Source organism: Bradyrhizobium sp. Mp27 (assembly GCF_029953005.1).
Lineage (GTDB): Bacteria > Pseudomonadota > Alphaproteobacteria > Rhizobiales > Xanthobacteraceae > Bradyrhizobium > Bradyrhizobium barranii.
Map to the genome: position 1 here is coordinate 17,530 of NZ_JASAUS010000095.1, position 18,378 is coordinate 35,907.

Sequence of the window (18,378 nt, forward strand, 5' to 3'; positions counted from 1 at the left end):
CCCTCCGTATCCTCGCACTGTCTCTGGAATACTACTGGATCGCCCGATCAAGTCGGGCGATGACAGCTGAGTGTTCGGTGCGATCGTAATGACGGTGAGCGACCGTCAATACGTTCGTGCCTTCTTGCAGGGCGCGTAGAACGTGCCGTTGCCGGCGACGACCCGCTCGAGGCATTGCCGGGGATCGGTGATCTCGCCGTCGACCTGGAAATAATAGGCCTGCGATCCCAGGCTCAGGACGTAATGTCCCGGCGCAAGCTCGAGCCCTGAATCGCCGGTGTGAAGCTCGTACATCTCGGGCTTCCCCGGGATCGGCGACACCCGGAACGGATAGGCGAAGTTTCGGATCACCCCGACATCTTCTCCGCCGCCCAGATTTTTGCCTGCTGCATCGGTCGAAAACTCCCTGGCGATCTTCGCGACGACCCGAACCTCGACGCGCTCGGGGATCACGTTCGCGGCGTCCCGCCGAAACACGATGAATTTGACGCGGCCGTTCGGCAGATGCGGGCGATCGGGCTTCTTGAACTCCGGTGAAATCGCGATGCGCATGTCCGGCGCCATCACGCCGGTCGCATTCAACTCCGCCAGTGATTTGTCGTCGATCAATGCGTAGATGCCGTAGTCGGTTGGCAATACGCGCGTCGGGGGAGGTGGCGCGGGGGTGATCATTTCCGGTTTGGCGACCGTGATCGTCGTCTCCGGCTTGGGCGATACCTGCGCGATCTCCTGGGCCTGGGACGAAATCTGCCGGCGCAGCGCGGCGATGTTGTCTCGCTGCGAGACGATCAGGATGACGGCGCCAACGGCAAGCAGGATGGCCGCCGTACGCTTGATCACCGGTAGGAGCGGGCCCGAGATCGCAGGCAGCTTGTTGCGGGATATCTCGATCCTCGATCGCAAGACGGTCGCGTCGCCGGACACCAGGAGACCGCCTGTCTCAGTCGCCTTTGACGACGTGAGCTGTTGTGACGGCAAGCGCTCCAGCGGCGCCTGGTCGCGCGAGAATTTTTCGACCTCCTCGATCGCGACCTCGAGCGCCCGCTTCATCTGGTCGATGTTCCGGGCGTCGGCGTAGGTGAACTGCTCCTGGAGCTTGTAGCGGGCAAGGTCGTAGACCATCTGCCGCCTGGCTTCCGCGTCGTCCTTCACCGTCTCGAGCATGCGCGAAATCACGAGCGCAAACTGCACTTCGCTTGCGGGCAAGTCGGTCGAATCCTGCTGGCCAGGAAGCAACTCTCTCGAACTCATAGCGCTGACGGTCCAATGCCAGTCACGCCAACACCTGATTTCTCTAATTGAAACAGTTGATTAAACGATGCGGCCCGCGTCCGCGGCCGTTTCGTACACGTCCTCGCGGAACAAGGAAAGCCTCCAAAACAGCTGCGGCATTGCCGGCGCGTTGGCCATGCAGGGCGTGCGCGCCGGCCGGGGCAAAACCGTGCGGCCGTAGTTCTCCGGAATGCGCGCTGGCGCCGGATTTGCATAGCTGTCGCAAAGCCGCTGGGGAGCGAGTCGCCGTCTCCACGCCTGCCGCCACCGTGCGGGAGGCGGACGGCGGTGTCTGTCCCTCGCGGCGCTGATTGCGATCCGCGGAGACGATATGCGACTTGCCAGACTATGTGCGGCGGCGCTGCTGGGGCCGATGGCGCTGCTTGCGACCTCGGCGCTGGCGCGCGACGACGGCCGCTATGCCGACTCGCCGCTAAAACCCTGGTTCGAGAGCTTGCACAGCAAATACGGGCAATGCTGCTCGGATGCCGACGGCTACGTCATAGCCGACGTCGACTGGGAATCGGATAGCGGCCACTACCGCGTACGCATCGACGACGAATGGGTCGTCGTGCCCGACGGTGCCGTGATCACCGAGCCGAACAAGATCGGTCGAACCATGGTGTGGAAGCACTATGTCGACGGCCATCCGCGCGTGCGCTGCTTCATGCCCGGCAGCATGACGTAGCGGTCGTTCCTAAAGCGCGATGAGATTGGGATGAATCGTCATCGCGCTTTAGATTGTTGTTTGAGCATGATCTGTGCGGAAAACCGCTACACACTTTTCCGGATCATGCTCTAGAATTTGTACGTCACGCTGCCGAGCACCGTGCGGCCGATACCGAGAAAGCAGTCGCCGCCAATCCGGCAGGTGGTGAGGTGGCGCTTGTCAAAGAGGTTGCTGGCATTGACCTGAAGTCGCCAGGGGCCGTTGTCATAGCGGACCTTGGCGTCGAACAAAGTGTAGTCCGGCGTTCGGATGGTGTCGGTGCCGTCCCAGGATTGGCCGATGTAACGCACGCCGCCGCCAACGGTGACGCCCGGCAGGCCAAACCAGGCGAGGCGGTATTTCGCCCATAGCGAGGCCTGGTGATCCGGTACGGTCTCGACATGCTTGCCGGCATTGTCGCCGCTCTCGACGCGGGCATCGATATAGGTGTAGGCGGCGATCAGGTCGAGATCCGGAGTCAGGCTCGTGAGCACCTCGAGCTCGGCGCCACGGATACGGACCTTGCCGGTCTGGATCGAGAGCAGGGGATTGTCAGGATCGCTTGCCAGCCGGTTCTTCTCGGTGATGTCGAAGATCGCACCGTTGATCGCATTGCGCGGTGTCGGATTGTACTTGAAGCCGAGCTCGACCATTTCGCCACGCTGAGGCGCGCATACGGTGGCGCAGATTCCAGCGCCGAAGATCGGGTTGAACGATTGCGCGTAGGTGACGTAGGGCGTGAGGCCGAACGGCAGTTCGTACATCAGCGCGGCACGGCCGGTTGTCGCCTGATAGTTCTCGACCGGAGATCCCTGCGTGTCACTGGTGACGTAGTCGTGGCGCAGGCCGAGGACCGCGAGCCATGGTCCGAGCCGCAACTGGTCCTGAGCGTAGAGGCCGAACTGGCTCTGGCGGAGGTTCGGTTCGGGTGACATCGCCGGGGCGGTCACGCCGTTGTAGACCGGCGTGTAGAGATCGAAAGGTGTCGGGTCAGTAGCGAAGCCGGATTGCGCGCGCTCCCTGGCCTCGCGGTAGTCGGCTCCGAACAACACCTTGTGTGCGACCGCCCCGGTATGCAATTTCAGCTCGGCATTGCTGTCCGAGGTCAGGCTATCCTTGACCGTCTCCCGGCTCCACACGCTGCGTGCCATGGTGCGCCTGTTGGAATCGAGAAACGGATAGTTCGGATCGCTCGGATCGACAAAATTCAGATCCGGCCACATCGACCGATAGATGCCTTCGACATGGGCGTAACGCAGGTTCTGCCGGATCTTCAGGCCATCGCTGAAACTGTGCTCGAACAGGCTGCTGATCGCGCCGGTCTCGGTCTGGTATTTGTCAAAGCCAGGCTCGCTGGCAAAACGCAGCACCGGAATGAAGCCGTTGGGGCCGGGATAGAGCGTGCCCTCATGCGGCAGAAACGCCGTGGAGGAGCCCGTGGTGTCCTTCTGATAGGTGCCGAGCACGGTCCAACGGGTGTTGTTGGTCGGCCGCCAGGTCAGCGACGGTGCGAGCACGATGCGGTCGTCCTTGACGTAGTCGGTCTGCATGTTGCTGTCGCGGAACACGCCGATGAAGCGATAGAGCCACTCGCCGTCCTTGGTCAGCTTGCCCGTCGAGTCGAGCTGCACCTGCTTGCGGTTGAAGCTACCGTATTGGACGCCGATCTCATTGGCGGATTCGGCCTGCGGGCGCTTCGAGACCAGGTTCAACAGGCCTGCGGTCGAGGTGTCGCCGTAAAGCACCGAGGAGGGACCGCGCAGCACCTCGATGCGCTCCAGCGTATACGGCTCCGGCCGCCACTCATTGAAGTTCCAGGTGTTCACCACACGGGTGCCGTCGAGATAGATGTTCGGGTCCTGGCCACGGATGCGCGGATAGTCGCCGCGCGAGTCCGCGCCGTAGGCGTCCGCGAACACGCCCGGAACGTAGCGCAGCGCATCCTGCACTGTGGTCGCGCCCTGGTCGATGATGCGGTCGGCGGTGACCACGGTGATCGACTGCGGCGTCTCGCGCAGCGGCGTGTCGGTCTTCGTGCCGGTGCCGCTGCGGGTCGCGACATAGCCGCGGACGGGGCCTGTCGCGGTCTCCGCGCCCGTGCTCGCGCCGGCCGCCTGTGTATCGGCGTTCGATGGTGCGCGCTCGGCCTGACGACGGCGGCTCGCGGCTTGCGCTGCCTGCCGGGAGGTAGATGGACGTGTGCGCGCTGCCGGCCGCGACGATTGCTCGACCACGACGGCGGGCAATTCCTGCGACGATGATTGCGCCTCGGCCGGTGCCGCATCCATCAGGCCTGCCAACAGCGGCAGCGCGCCGCCGATCAATCCTGCCGTCGTTCTGAGATATGTAGTCATTCGCGCCCCCATCATTTGCGGGGCGGACGACTAACAAGCGCAGTCGATGGCTTGAAGTGCGGGAGGGGCGCAATGGTCCCTCAATCATCAGATTTGGAATTAGTATTCATATAAGTAGAGCGCGCGCCGCTTGATGGCGGCGCGCGGATGGCCTCATGTGAGGATGGAGAATCGTGTCTCGTCGTGGCGTAGGCCCACGCCGTCTTGATCGACGTGTGCGATTTACTTGCAGTCGCCGCAAGGCATCGGGGATACGCATGGGCCCGCCTACGCGCGGCCTGCTGGCAGGCTCCGTCTGACCCGCGGCGAGAGCGAAACGGCGCCGTTGACCGCGCCGGCACGGGCCGCTTCCGTCGCGAGATACTGATTGCCCCATGTCCAGAGCATGCGAACGACCGGTTCGAGCGAGCGCCCAAGCGCCGTCAGGGAATACTCGACCCGCGGCGGGACCTCCGCATAGATCTCGCGATGAATGAGGCCGTCCGCCTCGAGCTCGCGGAGCTGGCGCGTCAGCATGCGCTGCGTGATCCGGGACAGGCGCCGCTTGAGCTCGTTGAAGCGAATCGTATCGTCGAGCAGGTGATAGAGAATCACGCCCTTCCACTTGCCGTCGATCAGGTCGAGGGTGGCCTCCACGGGGCATCCCACGGCACAATCATACGTCTTGCTGCCGAGCTTCTGCATGGTTCACTCCGTGATACTAGAGGACTGGCCTGTGCGTAATTGTCAGTCCCCAAATTAGCGCGCATCGTGGCTCTCGCAAAGATCGATATCGGCGAGGCGGTGATGAACGAGCGACCGCTTCGGCTCACATTGGGTCTCTGCATTCAAATCCTGCGGCGGTTGCCGGCGCGGACCGGGCGCACGCGCGCCGGAATAACCGTAGAAAACAAAGGGAGAGAGCGGTGCGAAGCGTGAGGAGAGGAATTCGACTTGTCATTTTTCTGTCGGCGGCAATCGTCACGGGCGCAGCCTGTGCGGAGAGCGGAGGCGGCAACGCGGAAGTCTTCGCGAAGCTCCCTCAGTCGGTCGGCAATATTGCGTTTACGCCGGACAATCAGCTGATCTTCAGTCACCATCCATTCTTCAGTCCCGACGTTCGTGTGGCGCGGCTGACATCGCCGACGACGTTCGAGCCGTTTCCAAATGCGGAATGGAATACGCCACGAAAGGGCACCGATCAGTACCTGGATAACGTCCTGGGTCTTCGTTCCGACGAAAGCGGTGTCGTGTGGATCATCGACATGGGATTCCGGACGCAGATCACGCCGAAGCTGGTCGGCTGGAACACGCGCACGAACAGGCTGGAGCGCATCTACTACATGCCGGAGCCCGTGACCGTGAAAGGCTCGCAGCCGCAGGACATCGTGATCGACCAGAAGAACCGGAAATTCTACATCGCCGACGAAAACATCGGGCCCGGTGGCGATGGCTCTCACGCTGCGATCATCGTCATCGACATGGATACGGGTGCCGCCCGGCGCGTGCTGGATGGCGATCGATCCACCGTCCCGGAAAATGTGCCGATCACCGTGGATGGCAATGATCTGACGGTGCCTGGCAAGGACGGCAAGCCTTCGCTCATCAAGGTCGGCTGCGACGGCATCACGATGGATGCCAGGTCCGAATGGGTCTATTTCGCGCCACTTAGCGGCCGGTCGCTGTATCGCATCAAGGCCACCGACCTCGGCGACGAGAAGCTGCCCGCCGAAGAGCTGAGCGCGCGGGTGGAACGCTACTCGGACAAGCCGAACAATGGCGGCCTGTCGATCGACTATGCGGGCAACATCTACCTGACTGCGGTCGAGACCAAATCGATTGGAATCATAGGAGCCGACCGGAAGTTTTGCACTTATCTGAGCGATCCGGACATGGTGTGGCCGGACGGGATTACTGCCTCTCCCGACGGGTACATGTACGTGTCCGCGTCTCAGGTCTCCGCAGCCGCCATGTTCCATGGCGGCAAAGCGGAAAACAGGACGCCGTATCTGATCTATCGGTTCAAGCCGATCGCCGCAGGCTATATCTCACGCTGACGGTGAGAGCGACGACCCCGGCAGGGGCAGCCGGGGTCGAAAACCGTCTCAGCGTTCTTCGCTCGTCGCGTTGGCGCTCGCCAGCCGCTTGACGCGCGGCGACAGCACCGACATCTGCGCGGGCGAGGCGGGCATGCCGGCGGGCGCAATCGACTGCTCCTCGACTCCGGCGCCGCCGAGCACCTGCACTTGCGTCGTTGAAATCGGAAACGACTTCACTTCGTAAGAGGGAAGCTCGCCGGCGAATGCACCGGCCGAGCTCGCAATCATGGCGCCGGCAACGGCAATCATCGAAAGAACGCGCATTGGAAAATCTCCGTGGAAGATGGCAATCGGAGGTTTGGTCGCGGCGATGCCGCGTCAGGTTCGCTTGTGTGCGAACATTCGACCGCCGCCGGCGGATCTATTTGATTGCGTGATGCGACAGGCGTGAAACGCGGAAGAAGTTTTCCGCGCCAATGTTTCCGGACGGTTTCGCGGAAGGCTCGAACCGGTCCGTCAGCCCGTTTGCAGATCGAGGTGCGACGATCTGGTCGTCGCGGTGGCCTCGGGAAAGCGCAAGCTCATCGTCGTACCGCGGCCCGGCGCGGAGGAGATGACCAGCTCGCCGCCGTGCGCGGCCATGATCTCCCGGACGATCGACAGGCCGAGGCCGGCACCGTCGCCCGCGCTGTTGCCGGTCTGAAATGGCTCGAGCAGCCGGTGCTCCGCCCCATCGGGCAGGCCCGCGCCGTCATCGTCGATCGAGATATTGCCGCGGCTGAGCGTGGCGACGATGCGCCGCGCACCATGGGCGTGGATGAGTGCGTTGCCGACGAGATTGGCAAGCGCACTGCGTACCGCGGCGTCGACGCCTTGCACCAGGAGCGGACCTTCTTCGGCGTGCTCCAGCGCAAGCTCTATGCCGGCGTCCAGCGCAGAGGGGCTGAAATCGGCGAGCACGTCCAGCGTGATCGCGGCAAGATCAATCGGTCGCTTCTCGATCGCGTGGTTTTGCAATCGCGCCAGGTCGAGCATGGCGGAGACCAGCGACGTGAGGCGACGGACGTCGCGCACCAGCTCGGCCTTCAGAGCCGGCTCGGGCACGTCCTCGATCTTTGCGCGGAGTAGCGTCAGCGGCGTCCGGAGCTGATGGGCGGCATTGCCGAGGAAGCGGCGCTGCATCCGGATATAGGCGTCGATCTCGCCGAAGGCGCGGTTCAGCGCCTCGACCAGTGGCTTCAGCTCGCGAGGGACCTCGCACAGGGAGATCAGACCTTGCGGTGTCGCAGGGTCGATTGCGAGCGCGCGAAGCGCCACCCGTTCGATCCCGCGTGAGACGAAACGTGCGGCCAGCGCCGCGCCGACTGCGACGGTCGCGGCAAAGGCCAGCGCCAGCAGCATGATCGAAAAGACGCTGCGGATGAGAAAGTTTCTCGCCATCCGGCCGAAACGGACTTGAGGCTCACCGACCATCATCGCGAGCTGCAACGAGCCCCGTTGCATGACGGCAAGACAGAAGGTGCTCTTCTGGTCGAGCGTGCTGAAGACGGACGAGCCGACGGGCCCGTGATAGGGAAAGGCGAAGGGGAGGGCCGGCCGGCGTTCGCTGCCGTACTCGCTGACCATGTCGCCTGCGGACACGACGTACCAGAGGTTCGGGCTGTCCGCCTTCAGCTCTTCGAGGGCGCGCGTTGGACGCACCGTGAGGTTCTGCCCTTCGACATCGGTGGCGCGGTCGAGAACGGCAGCCACGACCCGGCAGGCCCTGAACTCGCGCTCCTCCATCGGATAGCGCCAGATGAAGAGGCCGAGCATGATCAGGAAAATCGTGGTCGCGGCGATGCCGAGCGACAATGCAAAGGTCCGGGCGATTGACGTCATCGCGGCGTTACCAGCCGCAGGATGTAGCCGATGCCCCGCATGCTGCGGATCTCGACGTTGCCGCCGAGCTCGGTCAGCTTCTTCCTCAGGCGCGAGACTTGAGCCTCAAGCGTGTTGGATTCGATCTCGTCGTCGAAGCCGTAGATCTCCTCGATCAGGGCGGCGCGGGTGATGACGCGGTCGCGGCGCATCAGGAGCGCTGCGAGGATCAGCGCCTCGCGCCGGCGCAGCAGGATTTTCGTGTCGGCCACCACCGCTTCGTTGCTGCCGAGATGCAGTTCGACATTGCCGAGCGACAGCACCGAGGGCGCGAGCTGCCGGGGCCGTCTTAACACCGCGCGCACCCGCGCAATGAGCTCCTGCGGCTCGAACGGCTTGCCGAGATAGTCGTCAGCGCCGCCATTGAGGCCGTCGACGACGTCCTCCTTGGCGTCCTTGGAGGTTAGCATGATGATCGCGGGACGGTCCGCTGATCGGCTCAGCGCCGTCACCACCTGGAGCGCATCTCCATCGGGCAGCATCCGGTCGACGATCGCGAGATCATATTTGAAATTGTCCAGCGCCTGACGGGCATCGGCAATCGAGCCGACGACGTCGACAATGCCGTGCAGTTGCCCGAGCAGGCGGCTGACATAGGCGCCGATCTGCGGTTCGTCTTCGATTACGAGGGAGCGCACGCGGGTCGTCCTTGACTCTGCTGGGGCAACAAAACCCTGAGCGTGACGCTCCCTGGCCGAAGTCTGGCGTTCCGGCTCGTGCGCAGGGTTCCCATTAAGGCAGCGAGCTTGGCGAATAAAAGGCAGGAGCGACGGCGGCGACCGGCCCTAGCGCGCAAAGTTTGGGAGCGTGAGCGCGGCCCGGCAATGTTCGGGCAATGTTGATCCGGCGGCGCGCCCGGCATGCGCCGCGAATGGATCGGGGCGCTGCTTGCCCCTTGCAATCTTGGGGCAATTTTGCCGGACCACATGCTGTGGCTCCTAACCACACGAGTCGACCAGGCCAGCAAGGCCGGTCCGGGGCCCTGTAAATGAAGCATTTTGACGAAGCTGCTCTCGATCCTGCGGCGAGAGTGCAGCAGACCTTGCTGACCGCCTTCCTCGCTGCGTTCGGCGCGATCCTGGCAATCCCTCATTCGGCATCGGCGCAGACGGCGTTCACGTTGCCGGCCCCGCCGTTCGACGTGCCGATGCTGCCGTCGCCTTCCGGCAACTGGACCGTCATGGTCGGCATCGGCGGAGAGTACACGCCGGATTTCGTCGGATCGAAGAACGGGAAGCTCATGCCGATCCCGATCTTCTCCATTCGCCGTGCCGGATCGGTCGACCAGTTTCGCGGGCCCCGCGACAGCGCCAGCATCGCGCTGCTCGACGTCGGCAATTTTCGTGCCGGCGCTGCGTTCAAATACGTCTCGTCGCGCAAGAGCGACAAATATGCCGAGCTGACCGGCCTTGGCGACGTCAAGGCCGCATACGAGCTCGGTGGGTTCGTCGAATATTTTCCGGTCGACTGGCTGCGCCTGCGCAGTGAATTGCGCCAGGGCATGGGCGGTCATACCGGCACGGTCGCCGATGTCTCCGCCGACGTCATCGTGCCGCTGATCCAAAGGCTCACGATCTCGGCCGGCCCGCGCTTCACCTGGAAAAGCACCAAGGCGACCGCGCCCTATTTCGGCGTCGACGCCGTGCAGTCCCTGGCGTCCGGGCTGCCGATGTACGACGCCAGGGGCGGTGCGCATTCGGTCGGCTTCGGCAGCCAGATCTCCTATCGCATCAATCCGCAGTGGGAAGTCCATGCCTATGTCGAGTATGAGAAGCTGCTGGGCGACGCCGCAGACAGCCCGCTCGTGAAGCTGCGGGGATCGTCGAACCAGACGACGATCGGCCTCGGTGCGTCCTATTCGTTCGATTTCAGGATTCGATAGGTCACCATGCGCCGCATCGCTTTTCTATGGGTTGGCCTGGCGGTCGCTTGCATCGCCCTCGGCGCGGCTGCGGCGTTCGAGACGCGCGCGACCCGGCTCCAGGCCATCAAGACCGTCGGCATCGTCTCGGCCATCGGCGAGGAGATGAGCCTGACGCAAGCCGGCCTGATCGCGCTCGGCAACGCCGGGCAAAGCCTCTCGATCAGCGCATGGGGGCTGGACGAGTTGATCGTCCAGCAGGCGACGAAGCTGCTCGGCGGACGCTTTCGCGTGCAGGCGGTGAGCTACCGGCGCGCCGCGTTTGCCGCGATCAGGGATTCGGCGGTTGCGCCCGTCAATCTCTGCGCAGCGATCCGTTCAAGGAGCTGGTTCGCAGCGATGTCGCGCCGCAGGGGTTGGATGCGTACATCGTCATCACCCGGGCCAGATCGAAGCTCGGCAACGGCCGCAACGTCGAGGGCATCGGGCTCGCCCAATATCGCACGCTGCTTGCGGACTACGGCCTGATCCACGCGCTCTACGAGGTGCGCGTGATCGACGGCAAGTCGTTCGACGTGATCGAGAAGCGGGCCGCCGCGCCGCTCGACAACACGGGGACCATGCGGCTCGCCGGACCCAGCGGGCCGATCGACGCGACGTTCGAGGGGCCGGCTGCGAGCGAACGGCTACGCGCGGCGATCACGGATCTCATCACGCGCAGCTTGCCCGTCACGCTGGGCGACATGCACCTGATCGACGGTCAGTGAGGCCGGTTGGCCGGTTTCTAAAGCGCGATGAGATTGGTATGAATCGTCATCGCGCTTTAGGTTATTGTTTGAGCATGATCTTTTCGGAAAACCGCTTCGCACTTTTCCGGATCATGCTCAGGTCACCGGCGCGGGATTGAACAGCGTGAGATCGTTGTGGATGCCCCAGCGGTCCGACCACGGTTTCGTGCGGCCAGAGGCAACGTCGAGGATCAGGCGGAACAGGTCCCAGCCGGTTTCCTCGATGGTCTTCTCGCCGGTGGCGATGCTGCCGGCATCGAAATCGATCAAATCCTTCCAGCGGCGCGCAAGCTCGGTGCGGGTCGCAACCTTGATCACGGGCGCGGCGGCAAGGCCATAGGGCGTGCCGCGGCCGGTGGTGAACACCTGCAGCGTCATGCCGGAAGCGAGCTGGAGCGTGCCGCAGATGAAGTCGGACGCGGGTGTTGCTGCGAACAGCATGCCTTTCTGCGTCGCCTTCTCGCCGGGCGAGAGCACGCCGGTGATGGCGGACGAGCCGGACTTGACGATCGAGCCGAGTGACTTTTCGACGATGTTGGCGAGGCCGCCCTTCTTGTTGCCGGGCGTGGTGTTGGCGCTGCGATCGGCGCCGCCGCGGGCGAGATAAGAGTCGTACCAGGCCATCTCGCGCACCAGCGCGCGGCCGACGTCCTCGTTGATGGCGCGGCGCGTGAGCAGCTGGATCGCATCGCGGACTTCGGTGACCTCGGAGAACATCACGGTCGCGCCGGCACGCACCAGCAGGTCCGCCGCAAAGCCCAGCGCGGGGTTCGCGGTGACGCCGGAGAACGCGTCGCTGCCGCCGCATTGCAGGCCGATGACGAGATCGGCGGCCGGGCAGGTCTCGCGGGTGCGCTTGTTGAGGATTTTCAGGCGAGCTTCGGCCTGGGTCATGATCGCATCGACGATGGCGCCAAAGCCGTCGAAGGCTTCGTCCTGCATGCGCACGATGGCATCGCTGACGCCCTCCGGCACCAGCCGCTCGGGCGCGAGCTTTTCGCAGCCGAGGCTGATGACCAGAATTTCGCCGCCGAAATTCGGGTTCTGCGCGATGTTCTGCAGCGTGCGGATCGGAACGACCGCATCGGGCGCATTGATGGCGACGCCGCAGCCATAGGCATGCGTCAGCGGCACGACGTCGTCAACGTTCGGGTACTTCGGCAGAAGTTCGGCTCGGATGCGCTTCACGGCGTATTCCATCGTGCCCTTGACGCATTGCACGGAGGAGGAGATGCCGAGGATGTTCTTGGTGCCGACCGAGCCGTCGGTGTTGCGAAAGCCTTCGAAGGTGAAGCCTTCGAGCGGCGGCAGCGGCGCGGGGACGGCGGTCGAGATTTCCAGCTTGTCGAGGGCAGGGGCCTCGGGCATGCGGATGCGCGCTTCATCGACCCATTCGCCGGCCAGGATCGGCGAGAGCGCGTAGCCGATCACCTCGCCATAGCGGATAATCGGCTGGTCTTGCGCGATGTCGACCAGTGCCGTCTTGTGCCCCTGCGGCACGAAGGCGCGCAGCGTCAGCCCGCTGGCGAAGCGGGAGCCGGCAGGAAGCCCGAAATCATTGACCACGATCGCGACATTGTCGCGCTCGTTGAGCTTGATGTAGCGGGGCTGCTCTTTCGCTGCGACGTCCTGGTCCATCTGCTTTGCCTCAGAAGCTGAAGTCGTAGGGTGGGCAAAGGCGCAACGCGCCGTGCCCACCATGCTTCACGCCGAACGTAAGCGGTGGGCACGCTTCGCTATGCCCACCCTACGATATCTTCCCCGCGCTTAGCCCGGATAGGTATAGGCGGTCTTCACCGTGGTGTAGAACTCGCGCGCATAGGAGCCCTGCTCGCGGGCACCGTAGCTCGAACCCTTCCGGCCGCCGAACGGCACGTGATAGTCGACGCCGGCGGTCGGCAGATTGACCATCACCATGCCGGACTCGCTGTTGCGCTTGTAGTGCGAGGCGTATTTCAGGCTGCTCGTGCAGATGCCCGAGGCGAGGCCGAACTCGGTGTCGTTGGAGATCGCCAGCGCTTCTTCGTAGTTCTTGGCGCGGATGACGGCGGCGACGGGGCCGAAGATTTCCTCACGCGCGATGCGCATGTTGTTGTTGGCCTCGGTGAACAGCGCCGGCTGGAGGTAATGGCCGGGGGTCTCGCGCTTGAGCAACTCGCCGCCGAAGGCGAGCTTGGCGCCCTCGTCCTGGCCGATCTTGATGTAACGCAGGTCCTGGTCGAGCTGGCTCTGGTCGACCACCGGGCCGATATGCACGCCGGCCTTCAGCGCGTCGTCCACCGACAGGCTGTTCAGGCGTTCGGCCACCGCAGCGACGAAGCGATCGTGGATGCCTTCGGTGACGATCAGGCGGGAGGAGGCGGTGCAGCGCTGGCCGGTCGAGAAATAGGCGCCGTTGACGGCGACCTCGACGGCGGTCTTGAGATCGGCGTCGTCAAGCACGACCAGCGGATTCTTGCCGCCCATCTCGAGCTGGAACTTCTTCATCGGGTTGGAGAGCACGCAGGCCTGCGCGATCTTGCGGCCGGTCTGCACCGAACCGGTGAAGGAGATCGCGGCCACATCGGGGTGATCGAGCAGGGTCTGGCCGACCACGGAGCCGGAGCCGACCACGAGGTTGAACACGCCGGCCGGAATGCCGGAGCGGGTGATGATCTCGGACAGCGCGTGCGCCGAGCCCGGCACCAGCTCGGCCGGCTTGAACACCACGGTGTTGCCGTAGCAGAGCGCGGGCGCGATCTTCCAGGCGGGGATCGCGATCGGGAAATTCCAGGGCGTGATCATGCCGATGACGCCGACCGGCTCACGGGTGAGCTCGACGTCGAGGCCGGGACGGACGGAGGCGCCCTTTTCGCCGATCAGGCGCAGCGCCTCGCCGGCGAAGAACGCAAAGATCTGGCCAGCACGGGCGACCTCGCCGATGCCCTCGGGGAGCGTCTTGCCTTCCTCGCGGGCGAGCAGGCGGCCGAGCTCTTCCTTGCGGGCGAGGATTTCGAGAGAAATCTTGTTCAGCGCGTCATAGCGCACCTGCGGCGTCGACTGCGCCCAGGCGGGGAAGGCAGCCTTGGCTGCCGCAATCGCCTTCTCGGTCTGCGCCTTGTCGGCCTTGGCGTACTCACCGACGAGGTCGTTGGTGTTGGAGGGGTTGATGTTCTTGGTGACGCCGGAGCCGTCGACCCATTCGCCGCCGATGAAGTTCTTCAGGATCGCAGTCATGTAGTCCTCCGAGATTTTCTTAACGCACGAGGCAGGGACGCTTGTCGTCAAAGGTCCAGCCGGGGATCAGGTCCTGCATGGCAGTAGCGTCATCGCGGGCGCCGAGTCCATGCTTCTTGTAAAGCTCATGCGCGGTTTCGATGGCCGGGCGGTCGATTTCGATGCCGAGGCCTGGCCGCTCGGGCACGGCGATCTTGCCGCCCTTGACCTGGAGCGGCTCCTTGGTCAGCGCCTGGCCGTCCTGCCAGATCCAGTGGGTGTCGATTGCGGTGACCTTGCCGGGCGCGGCGGCGCCGACATGGGTGAACATCGCGAGCGAAATGTCAAAGTGATTGTTGGAGTGCGAGCCCCAGGTCAGGCCGTTGTCGCGGCAGGTCTGGGCCACGCGCACCGAGCCCTGCATGGTCCAGAAGTGGGGATCGGCCAGCGGAATGTCCACCGCGCTCAGGCGCAGTGCATGCGAGAGCTGGCGCCAGTCGGTCGCGATCATGTTGGTCGCGGTCGGCAGGCCCGTGGCGCGGCGGAACTCGGCCATGATCTCGCGACCCGAGAAGCCGGCTTCGGCGCCGCAGGGATCCTCGGCATAGGCAAGGATGCCGTGCATGTCCTTGCAGAGGCTGATCGCCTCGTCGAGCGACCATGCGCCGTTGGGGTCGAGCGTGACGCGCGCGCTGGGGAAGCGCTTTGCGATGGCGGTGACGGCCTCGATCTCCTGCTCGCCGCGGAGCACGCCGCCCTTGAGCTTGAAGTCGGCGAAGCCATAGTGGTCGTGCGTGGCTTCCGCGAGCCGCACCACGGTCTCCGGCGTCATCGCCTCCTGGTGGCGCAGGTTGAACCATTCGGGCTTGCCGGTCTCGCCCTTGGTGTAATCGAGCTTCGACCTGCGGCGATCGCCGACAAAGAAGAGATAGCCGAGCGTCTCGACGCTCTTGCGCTGCTGGCCTTCGCCGAGCAGCGCCGCGACGGGCAGGTTGAGGTGCTGGCCGAGCAGGTCGAGCAGCGCGGACTCGATCGCCGTGACCGCATGGATCATCACGCGCAGGTCGAACGTCTGCTTGCCGCGGCCGCCGGCATCTCGGTCGGCGAACGCCGTGCGGACGTCGGCGAGGATGTTGTTCATCGCGCCGACGGTCTTGCCGATCACGAGATCGCGGGCATCCTGGAGCGTCTGCCAGATCTTTTGCCCGCCCGGCACCTCGCCGACGCCGGTGTGTCCGGAATTGTCGGTGAGGATGACGATGTTGCGGGTGAAGAACGGCGCGTGCGCGCCGCTCAGATTGAGGAGCATGCTGTCGCGGCCCGCGACCGGGATCACCTGCATCGATGTGACGACCGGTGCGCCGGAGACCTCAGTCTGGGCCATTGCACGCTCCTCCCTGTTGTTGTCTGTTATTCTGCAGCTTGTTGTGACGATCGGATGGCGGGGAGATTCTTCACCAGCGCGGTCAGCTCCGCAACCTCCTGCTCGGTCAGATCGGTCAGCGGCGGGCGGACCGGGCCGGAATCGCGGCCGATCACCTTCATGCCGGCCTTGATGATCGAGACCGCATAGCCCTTCTTGCGGTTGCGGATTGCGATCAGCGGCAGGATGAAATTCTTCAGGCCGGCGTGGATGGTCTCATGGTCGCGCTTGCGCACCGCGGCGTAGAAGTTGGTGGCGAATTCCGGAACGAAGTTGAACACGGCCGAGGAATAGGTCGTCACGCCCATGTCGAGATAGGGCAGCGCGAAGGTTTCCGCGGTCGGCAGGCCGCCGATATAGGTGAGGCGGTCGCCGAGCTTGGTGTAGACGCGGGTCATCAGCTCGATGTCGCCGATGCCGTCCTTGTAGCCGACGAGGTTCGGGCAGCGCTCGGCGAGGCGCGCCAGCGTATCGGGCTGGAGAATGGCGTTGTCGCGGTTGTAGACGATGACGCCGATCTTCACGGCGGCGCACACCGCTTCCACGTGGGCGGCAAGGCCGTCCTGCTCGGAATGGGTCAGATAGGGCGGCAGCAGCAGCAGGCCGTCGGCGCCGGCCTTCTCCGCACCGATCGCGATCTCGCGCGCGGTGGCGGTGCCGTAGCCGGTGCCGGCGAGCACGGGCACGCGGCCCTTGGTCTCGTCGACGGCGATCTTGACCACCTGCGGAACCTCGGTCGGCGTCAGCGAGAAGAACTCGCCGGTGCCGCCGGCGGCGAACAGGCCGGCAACGTCATAGCCGCACAGCCAGTCCATATTGGCGCGGTAGGTCGCCTCATCGAACGAATAGTCCGCCTTGAAGGGCGTGACGGGGAAGGACAGGAGGCCCGATCCGATCTTCTGGGCCATTTCCTGCGGGGTCATCTTGCTCATGGGCGCTGCTCCCTTAATTGCGTGTTGTGGAGGACGCGGGCCGAAGCCTGCGCGTCCATGCGCCGTTGTTTAGGAGACCGTTCGATGCGCGTCCAAGCCAAAGCCTATATCGACCGATGCGGATTGAGCATCAATCGTCCGCCACCTCCGCCGAGGACAATTCGCCTGCGATTTTGACCAGCGCGGAGAGCAGCGGATTCTCGTCGTCGCGGCGCCAGACCATGAACAGCTCGACCGGAACGCGCGTGCGCAGCTTCAGTGGCCGCAGCCGCACGTCGGAGATCTTCAGGCTGGCGGCCGCAGCCGGCACGATGGCAAGGCCGAGGCCAGCGCGGACCATGGCGAGTATCGAATGGATCTGGCTCAGATGCTGGACGTAGCGCGGCAGCACGTCGGCGCGGGTGAACAGCGCCACCAGGAGATCGTGGAAATACCGGCTCTCATAGGGCGAATACATCACGAAGGGCTGGTCGTCGAAGTCCTTGATGGTGATGCTCTCGGCATTCGCCAGCGGATGCTTCTTCGGGATCGCTGCGAGCAGGGGCTCGGCGACGACGCGGCGGCTGGTCAGCTCGGGGCGGGCGATCGGTGGCCTGAGCAGGCCGGCATCGATCTGACCCGAGGTCAGCGCCTCGAACTGGTCGCCCGAGACCATCTCCTTCAGCGAGAAGTCCACCTCGGGCAGCTTGGCGCGGCAGGCCGCGACGAGCTCGGGGAGGAAGCCATAGGCGGCCGCGGCGGTGAAGCCGATCTTGACCGAGCCGGTCTTGCCGAGCGCGATGCGGCGGGCGACTTGCGAGGCGCTTTCCGCAAGCTTCAGGATGCGCCGTGCCTCGGGCAGGAAGCTGCGCCCCGCCGGCGTCAGGCGCACCGAGCGGCTGGTGCGCTCCAGCAACGGCGCATCGATGATGTGCTCGAGCACCTGGATCTGCCGCGACAGCGGTGGCTGGGTCATGTTCAGCCGCGCGGCGGCGCGGCCGAAATGCAGTTCTTCGGCCACCGTGACGAAACAGCGGAGCTGGTTGAGGTCGAACATCGATACATGCCTTAGATGGATAAGGCGTTTCCCCGGCACTTCTAGCATCGATCATCCCCAAAACAAAGACGGCGGCTGAGGAGCCGCCGTTGAGTTGCCTGGTCAAGCTCCCGTGGGAGCCCTCAGGAGGAACGTTTGAGCACCACCCGCTCGATCTTGCCGACCACCACGAGATAGGCGAACGCCGCCACCAGCGCATTGGCGCCGACGAACAGCAGTGCGCCGTTGAATGAGCCGGTCGCAGCCAGGATGTAGCCGATCACGATCGGGGTAGAGATCGAGGAGAGGTTGCCGAAGGTGTTGAACAGGCCGCCGGAGACGCCGCCGGCTTCCTTGGGCGAGGTGTCGGAGACGACCGCCCAGCCGAGCGCACCGATGCCCTTGCCGAAGAAGGCGAGCGCCATGAAGCCGACCACCAGCGCCTGTCCGTCGACATAGTTGCAGGCGATGATCGACATCGACAGCAACATGCCGCCCACGATCGGGATCTTGCGCGCCATGGTGAGCGAACCGGTCTTGCGCAGAATGGCGTCGGAGATGACGCCGCCGAGCACGCCGCCGATGAAGCCGCACAGCGCGGGCAGCGTCGCAACGAAGCCGGCTTGCAGGATCGACAGGCCGCGCTCCTTGACGAGGTAGACCGGGAACCACGTCAGGAAGAAATAGGTCAGCGTGTTGATGCAGTACTGGCCGAGATAGACGCCGAGCATCATGCGGTTGGAGAGCAACTGGCGGATGTGATCCCAGCCGGAGCCGGACTCCCCCGTGGGTCGGTCAAAATCCCCCGGGTATGGTCACTTGAAACTCCCCCACCTGATGATCGCCGTCAGCGCCGCTGAACAGCAGTAGCCGGTCAGGCAGGACGTTTAT

At 64.4% G+C, this 18,378-nt stretch carries 16 protein-coding genes and 1 pseudogene; 5 read left to right on the forward strand and 12 right to left on the reverse strand.

Annotated features, from left to right (window positions below):
* Window positions 1-105: 105 nt before the first annotated feature.
* Complete coding sequence (locus tag QJT78_RS34025; RefSeq protein WP_240537681.1) at window positions 106-1,206, reverse strand: hypothetical protein; 1,101 nt, start codon at window positions 1,204-1,206, stop codon at window positions 106-108.
* Between the two features lie 397 nt (window positions 1,207-1,603).
* Between QJT78_RS34025 and QJT78_RS34030 the strand changes: the two genes are divergently transcribed.
* Window positions 1,604-1,960, forward strand: a complete 357-nt coding sequence (locus QJT78_RS34030; RefSeq protein ID WP_028148557.1) for a hypothetical protein — start codon at window positions 1,604-1,606, stop codon at window positions 1,958-1,960.
* 110 nt (window positions 1,961-2,070) lie between these two features.
* Here the strand turns inward: QJT78_RS34030 and QJT78_RS34035 are convergent, their stop codons facing one another.
* Complete coding sequence (locus QJT78_RS34035) at window positions 2,071-4,335, reverse strand: TonB-dependent siderophore receptor (RefSeq protein ID WP_038944300.1); 2,265 nt, start codon at window positions 4,333-4,335, stop codon at window positions 2,071-2,073.
* Between the two features lie 267 nt (window positions 4,336-4,602).
* The gene (locus QJT78_RS34040) at window positions 4,603-5,019 is read right to left on the reverse strand and encodes a helix-turn-helix domain-containing protein (RefSeq protein ID WP_080583959.1); all 417 of its coding nucleotides are present in this window, start codon (window positions 5,017-5,019) and stop codon (window positions 4,603-4,605) included.
* A gap of 230 nt (window positions 5,020-5,249) precedes the next feature.
* Here QJT78_RS34040 and QJT78_RS34045 point away from each other — a divergent pair, with 230 nt between their 5' ends.
* Window positions 5,250-6,371 (forward strand): L-dopachrome tautomerase-related protein, encoded by a 1,122-nt coding sequence (locus QJT78_RS34045; RefSeq protein WP_049810271.1) that lies wholly within the window; start codon window positions 5,250-5,252, stop codon window positions 6,369-6,371.
* A gap of 48 nt (window positions 6,372-6,419) precedes the next feature.
* On the opposite strand, the gene QJT78_RS34050 is transcribed toward QJT78_RS34045, so the two are convergent.
* The 3 genes from QJT78_RS34050 to QJT78_RS34060 all read right to left on the reverse strand — a co-directional run bounded on the left by QJT78_RS34050 (window position 6,420) and on the right by QJT78_RS34060 (window position 8,911).
* A complete protein-coding gene (locus tag QJT78_RS34050) occupies window positions 6,420-6,677 on the reverse strand; it encodes a hypothetical protein (RefSeq protein WP_028148555.1) in 258 nt (85 codons plus the stop codon).
* Window positions 6,678-6,869: 192 nt separating this feature from the next.
* Entirely contained in the window at window positions 6,870-8,234 is a 1,365-nt protein-coding gene (locus tag QJT78_RS34055; protein ID WP_028148554.1) for a HAMP domain-containing sensor histidine kinase, read from the reverse strand.
* Window positions 8,231-8,911 (reverse strand): response regulator transcription factor, encoded by a 681-nt coding sequence (locus QJT78_RS34060; protein ID WP_038944297.1) that lies wholly within the window; start codon window positions 8,909-8,911, stop codon window positions 8,231-8,233. Before QJT78_RS34060 ends, QJT78_RS34055 begins: the two co-directional genes overlap by 4 nt.
* Window positions 8,912-9,261: 350 nt before the next feature.
* Here QJT78_RS34060 and QJT78_RS34065 point away from each other — a divergent pair, with 350 nt between their 5' ends.
* From QJT78_RS34065 to QJT78_RS34075, 3 genes are read left to right on the forward strand one after another with little or no spacing between them, the layout of a single operon-like run.
* Window positions 9,262-10,155 carry a MipA/OmpV family protein gene (locus tag QJT78_RS34065; RefSeq protein ID WP_028148552.1) on the forward strand — a complete coding sequence of 298 codons (894 nt, stop codon included), beginning with the start codon at window positions 9,262-9,264 and terminating at the stop codon, window positions 10,153-10,155.
* A 6-nt stretch (window positions 10,156-10,161) separates the two neighbouring features.
* Window positions 10,162-10,662 (forward strand): hypothetical protein, encoded by a 501-nt coding sequence (locus QJT78_RS34070; RefSeq protein WP_281460426.1) that lies wholly within the window; start codon window positions 10,162-10,164, stop codon window positions 10,660-10,662.
* Window positions 10,663-10,685: 23 nt separating this feature from the next.
* Window positions 10,686-10,901, forward strand: coding sequence for a hypothetical protein (locus QJT78_RS34075; RefSeq protein WP_281460427.1), 216 nt, complete (start codon window positions 10,686-10,688; stop codon window positions 10,899-10,901).
* Between the two features lie 117 nt (window positions 10,902-11,018).
* Here QJT78_RS34075 and garD read toward each other — a convergent pair whose 3' ends face one another.
* The 6 genes and pseudogenes from garD to QJT78_RS34105 form a co-directional block, all read right to left on the reverse strand.
* Window positions 11,019-12,560, reverse strand: a complete 1,542-nt coding sequence (gene garD, locus QJT78_RS34080; RefSeq protein ID WP_028148550.1) for a galactarate dehydratase — start codon at window positions 12,558-12,560, stop codon at window positions 11,019-11,021.
* Window positions 12,561-12,689: 129 nt separating this feature from the next.
* On the reverse strand, window positions 12,690-14,138 hold the full coding sequence (locus QJT78_RS34085) for an aldehyde dehydrogenase family protein (RefSeq protein ID WP_028148549.1): 1,449 nt from the start codon (window positions 14,136-14,138) through the stop codon (window positions 12,690-12,692).
* Between the two features lie 19 nt (window positions 14,139-14,157).
* A complete protein-coding gene (gene gudD / locus QJT78_RS34090) occupies window positions 14,158-15,501 on the reverse strand; it encodes a glucarate dehydratase (RefSeq protein WP_028148548.1) in 1,344 nt (447 codons plus the stop codon).
* Between the two features lie 26 nt (window positions 15,502-15,527).
* On the reverse strand, window positions 15,528-16,472 hold the full coding sequence (gene kdgD / locus QJT78_RS34095; protein ID WP_038952797.1) for a 5-dehydro-4-deoxyglucarate dehydratase: 945 nt from the start codon (window positions 16,470-16,472) through the stop codon (window positions 15,528-15,530).
* Between the two features lie 130 nt (window positions 16,473-16,602).
* Complete coding sequence (locus tag QJT78_RS34100) at window positions 16,603-17,508, reverse strand: LysR substrate-binding domain-containing protein (protein WP_028158292.1); 906 nt, start codon at window positions 17,506-17,508, stop codon at window positions 16,603-16,605.
* 122 nt (window positions 17,509-17,630) lie between these two features.
* Window positions 17,631-18,269 (reverse strand): annotated as a pseudogene (locus QJT78_RS34105) (MFS transporter); the annotation flags it as partial.
* Between the last annotated feature and the right edge of the window lie 109 nt (window positions 18,270-18,378).

Coding starts and splice junctions, on each gene's coding strand:
- QJT78_RS34030 (WP_028148557.1), top strand. CDS start 1,604: ATGCGACTTGCCAGACTATGTGCGGCGGCGCTGCTGGGGCCGATGGCG.
- QJT78_RS34035 (WP_038944300.1), bottom strand. CDS start 4,335: ATGACTACATATCTCAGAACGACGGCAGGATTGATCGGCGGCGCGCTG.
- QJT78_RS34040 (WP_080583959.1), bottom strand. CDS start 5,019: ATGCAGAAGCTCGGCAGCAAGACGTATGATTGTGCCGTGGGATGCCCC.
- QJT78_RS34050 (WP_028148555.1), bottom strand. CDS start 6,677: ATGCGCGTTCTTTCGATGATTGCCGTTGCCGGCGCCATGATTGCGAGC.
- QJT78_RS34055 (WP_028148554.1), bottom strand. CDS start 8,234: ATGACGTCAATCGCCCGGACCTTTGCATTGTCGCTCGGCATCGCCGCG.
- QJT78_RS34065 (WP_028148552.1), top strand. CDS start 9,262: ATGAAGCATTTTGACGAAGCTGCTCTCGATCCTGCGGCGAGAGTGCAG.
- QJT78_RS34070 (WP_281460426.1), top strand. CDS start 10,162: ATGCGCCGCATCGCTTTTCTATGGGTTGGCCTGGCGGTCGCTTGCATC.
- garD (WP_028148550.1), bottom strand. CDS start 12,560: ATGGACCAGGACGTCGCAGCGAAAGAGCAGCCCCGCTACATCAAGCTC.
- QJT78_RS34085 (WP_028148549.1), bottom strand. CDS start 14,138: ATGACTGCGATCCTGAAGAACTTCATCGGCGGCGAATGGGTCGACGGC.
- gudD (WP_028148548.1), bottom strand. CDS start 15,501: ATGGCCCAGACTGAGGTCTCCGGCGCACCGGTCGTCACATCGATGCAG.
- kdgD (WP_038952797.1), bottom strand. CDS start 16,472: ATGAGCAAGATGACCCCGCAGGAAATGGCCCAGAAGATCGGATCGGGC.
- QJT78_RS34100 (WP_028158292.1), bottom strand. CDS start 17,508: ATGTTCGACCTCAACCAGCTCCGCTGTTTCGTCACGGTGGCCGAAGAA.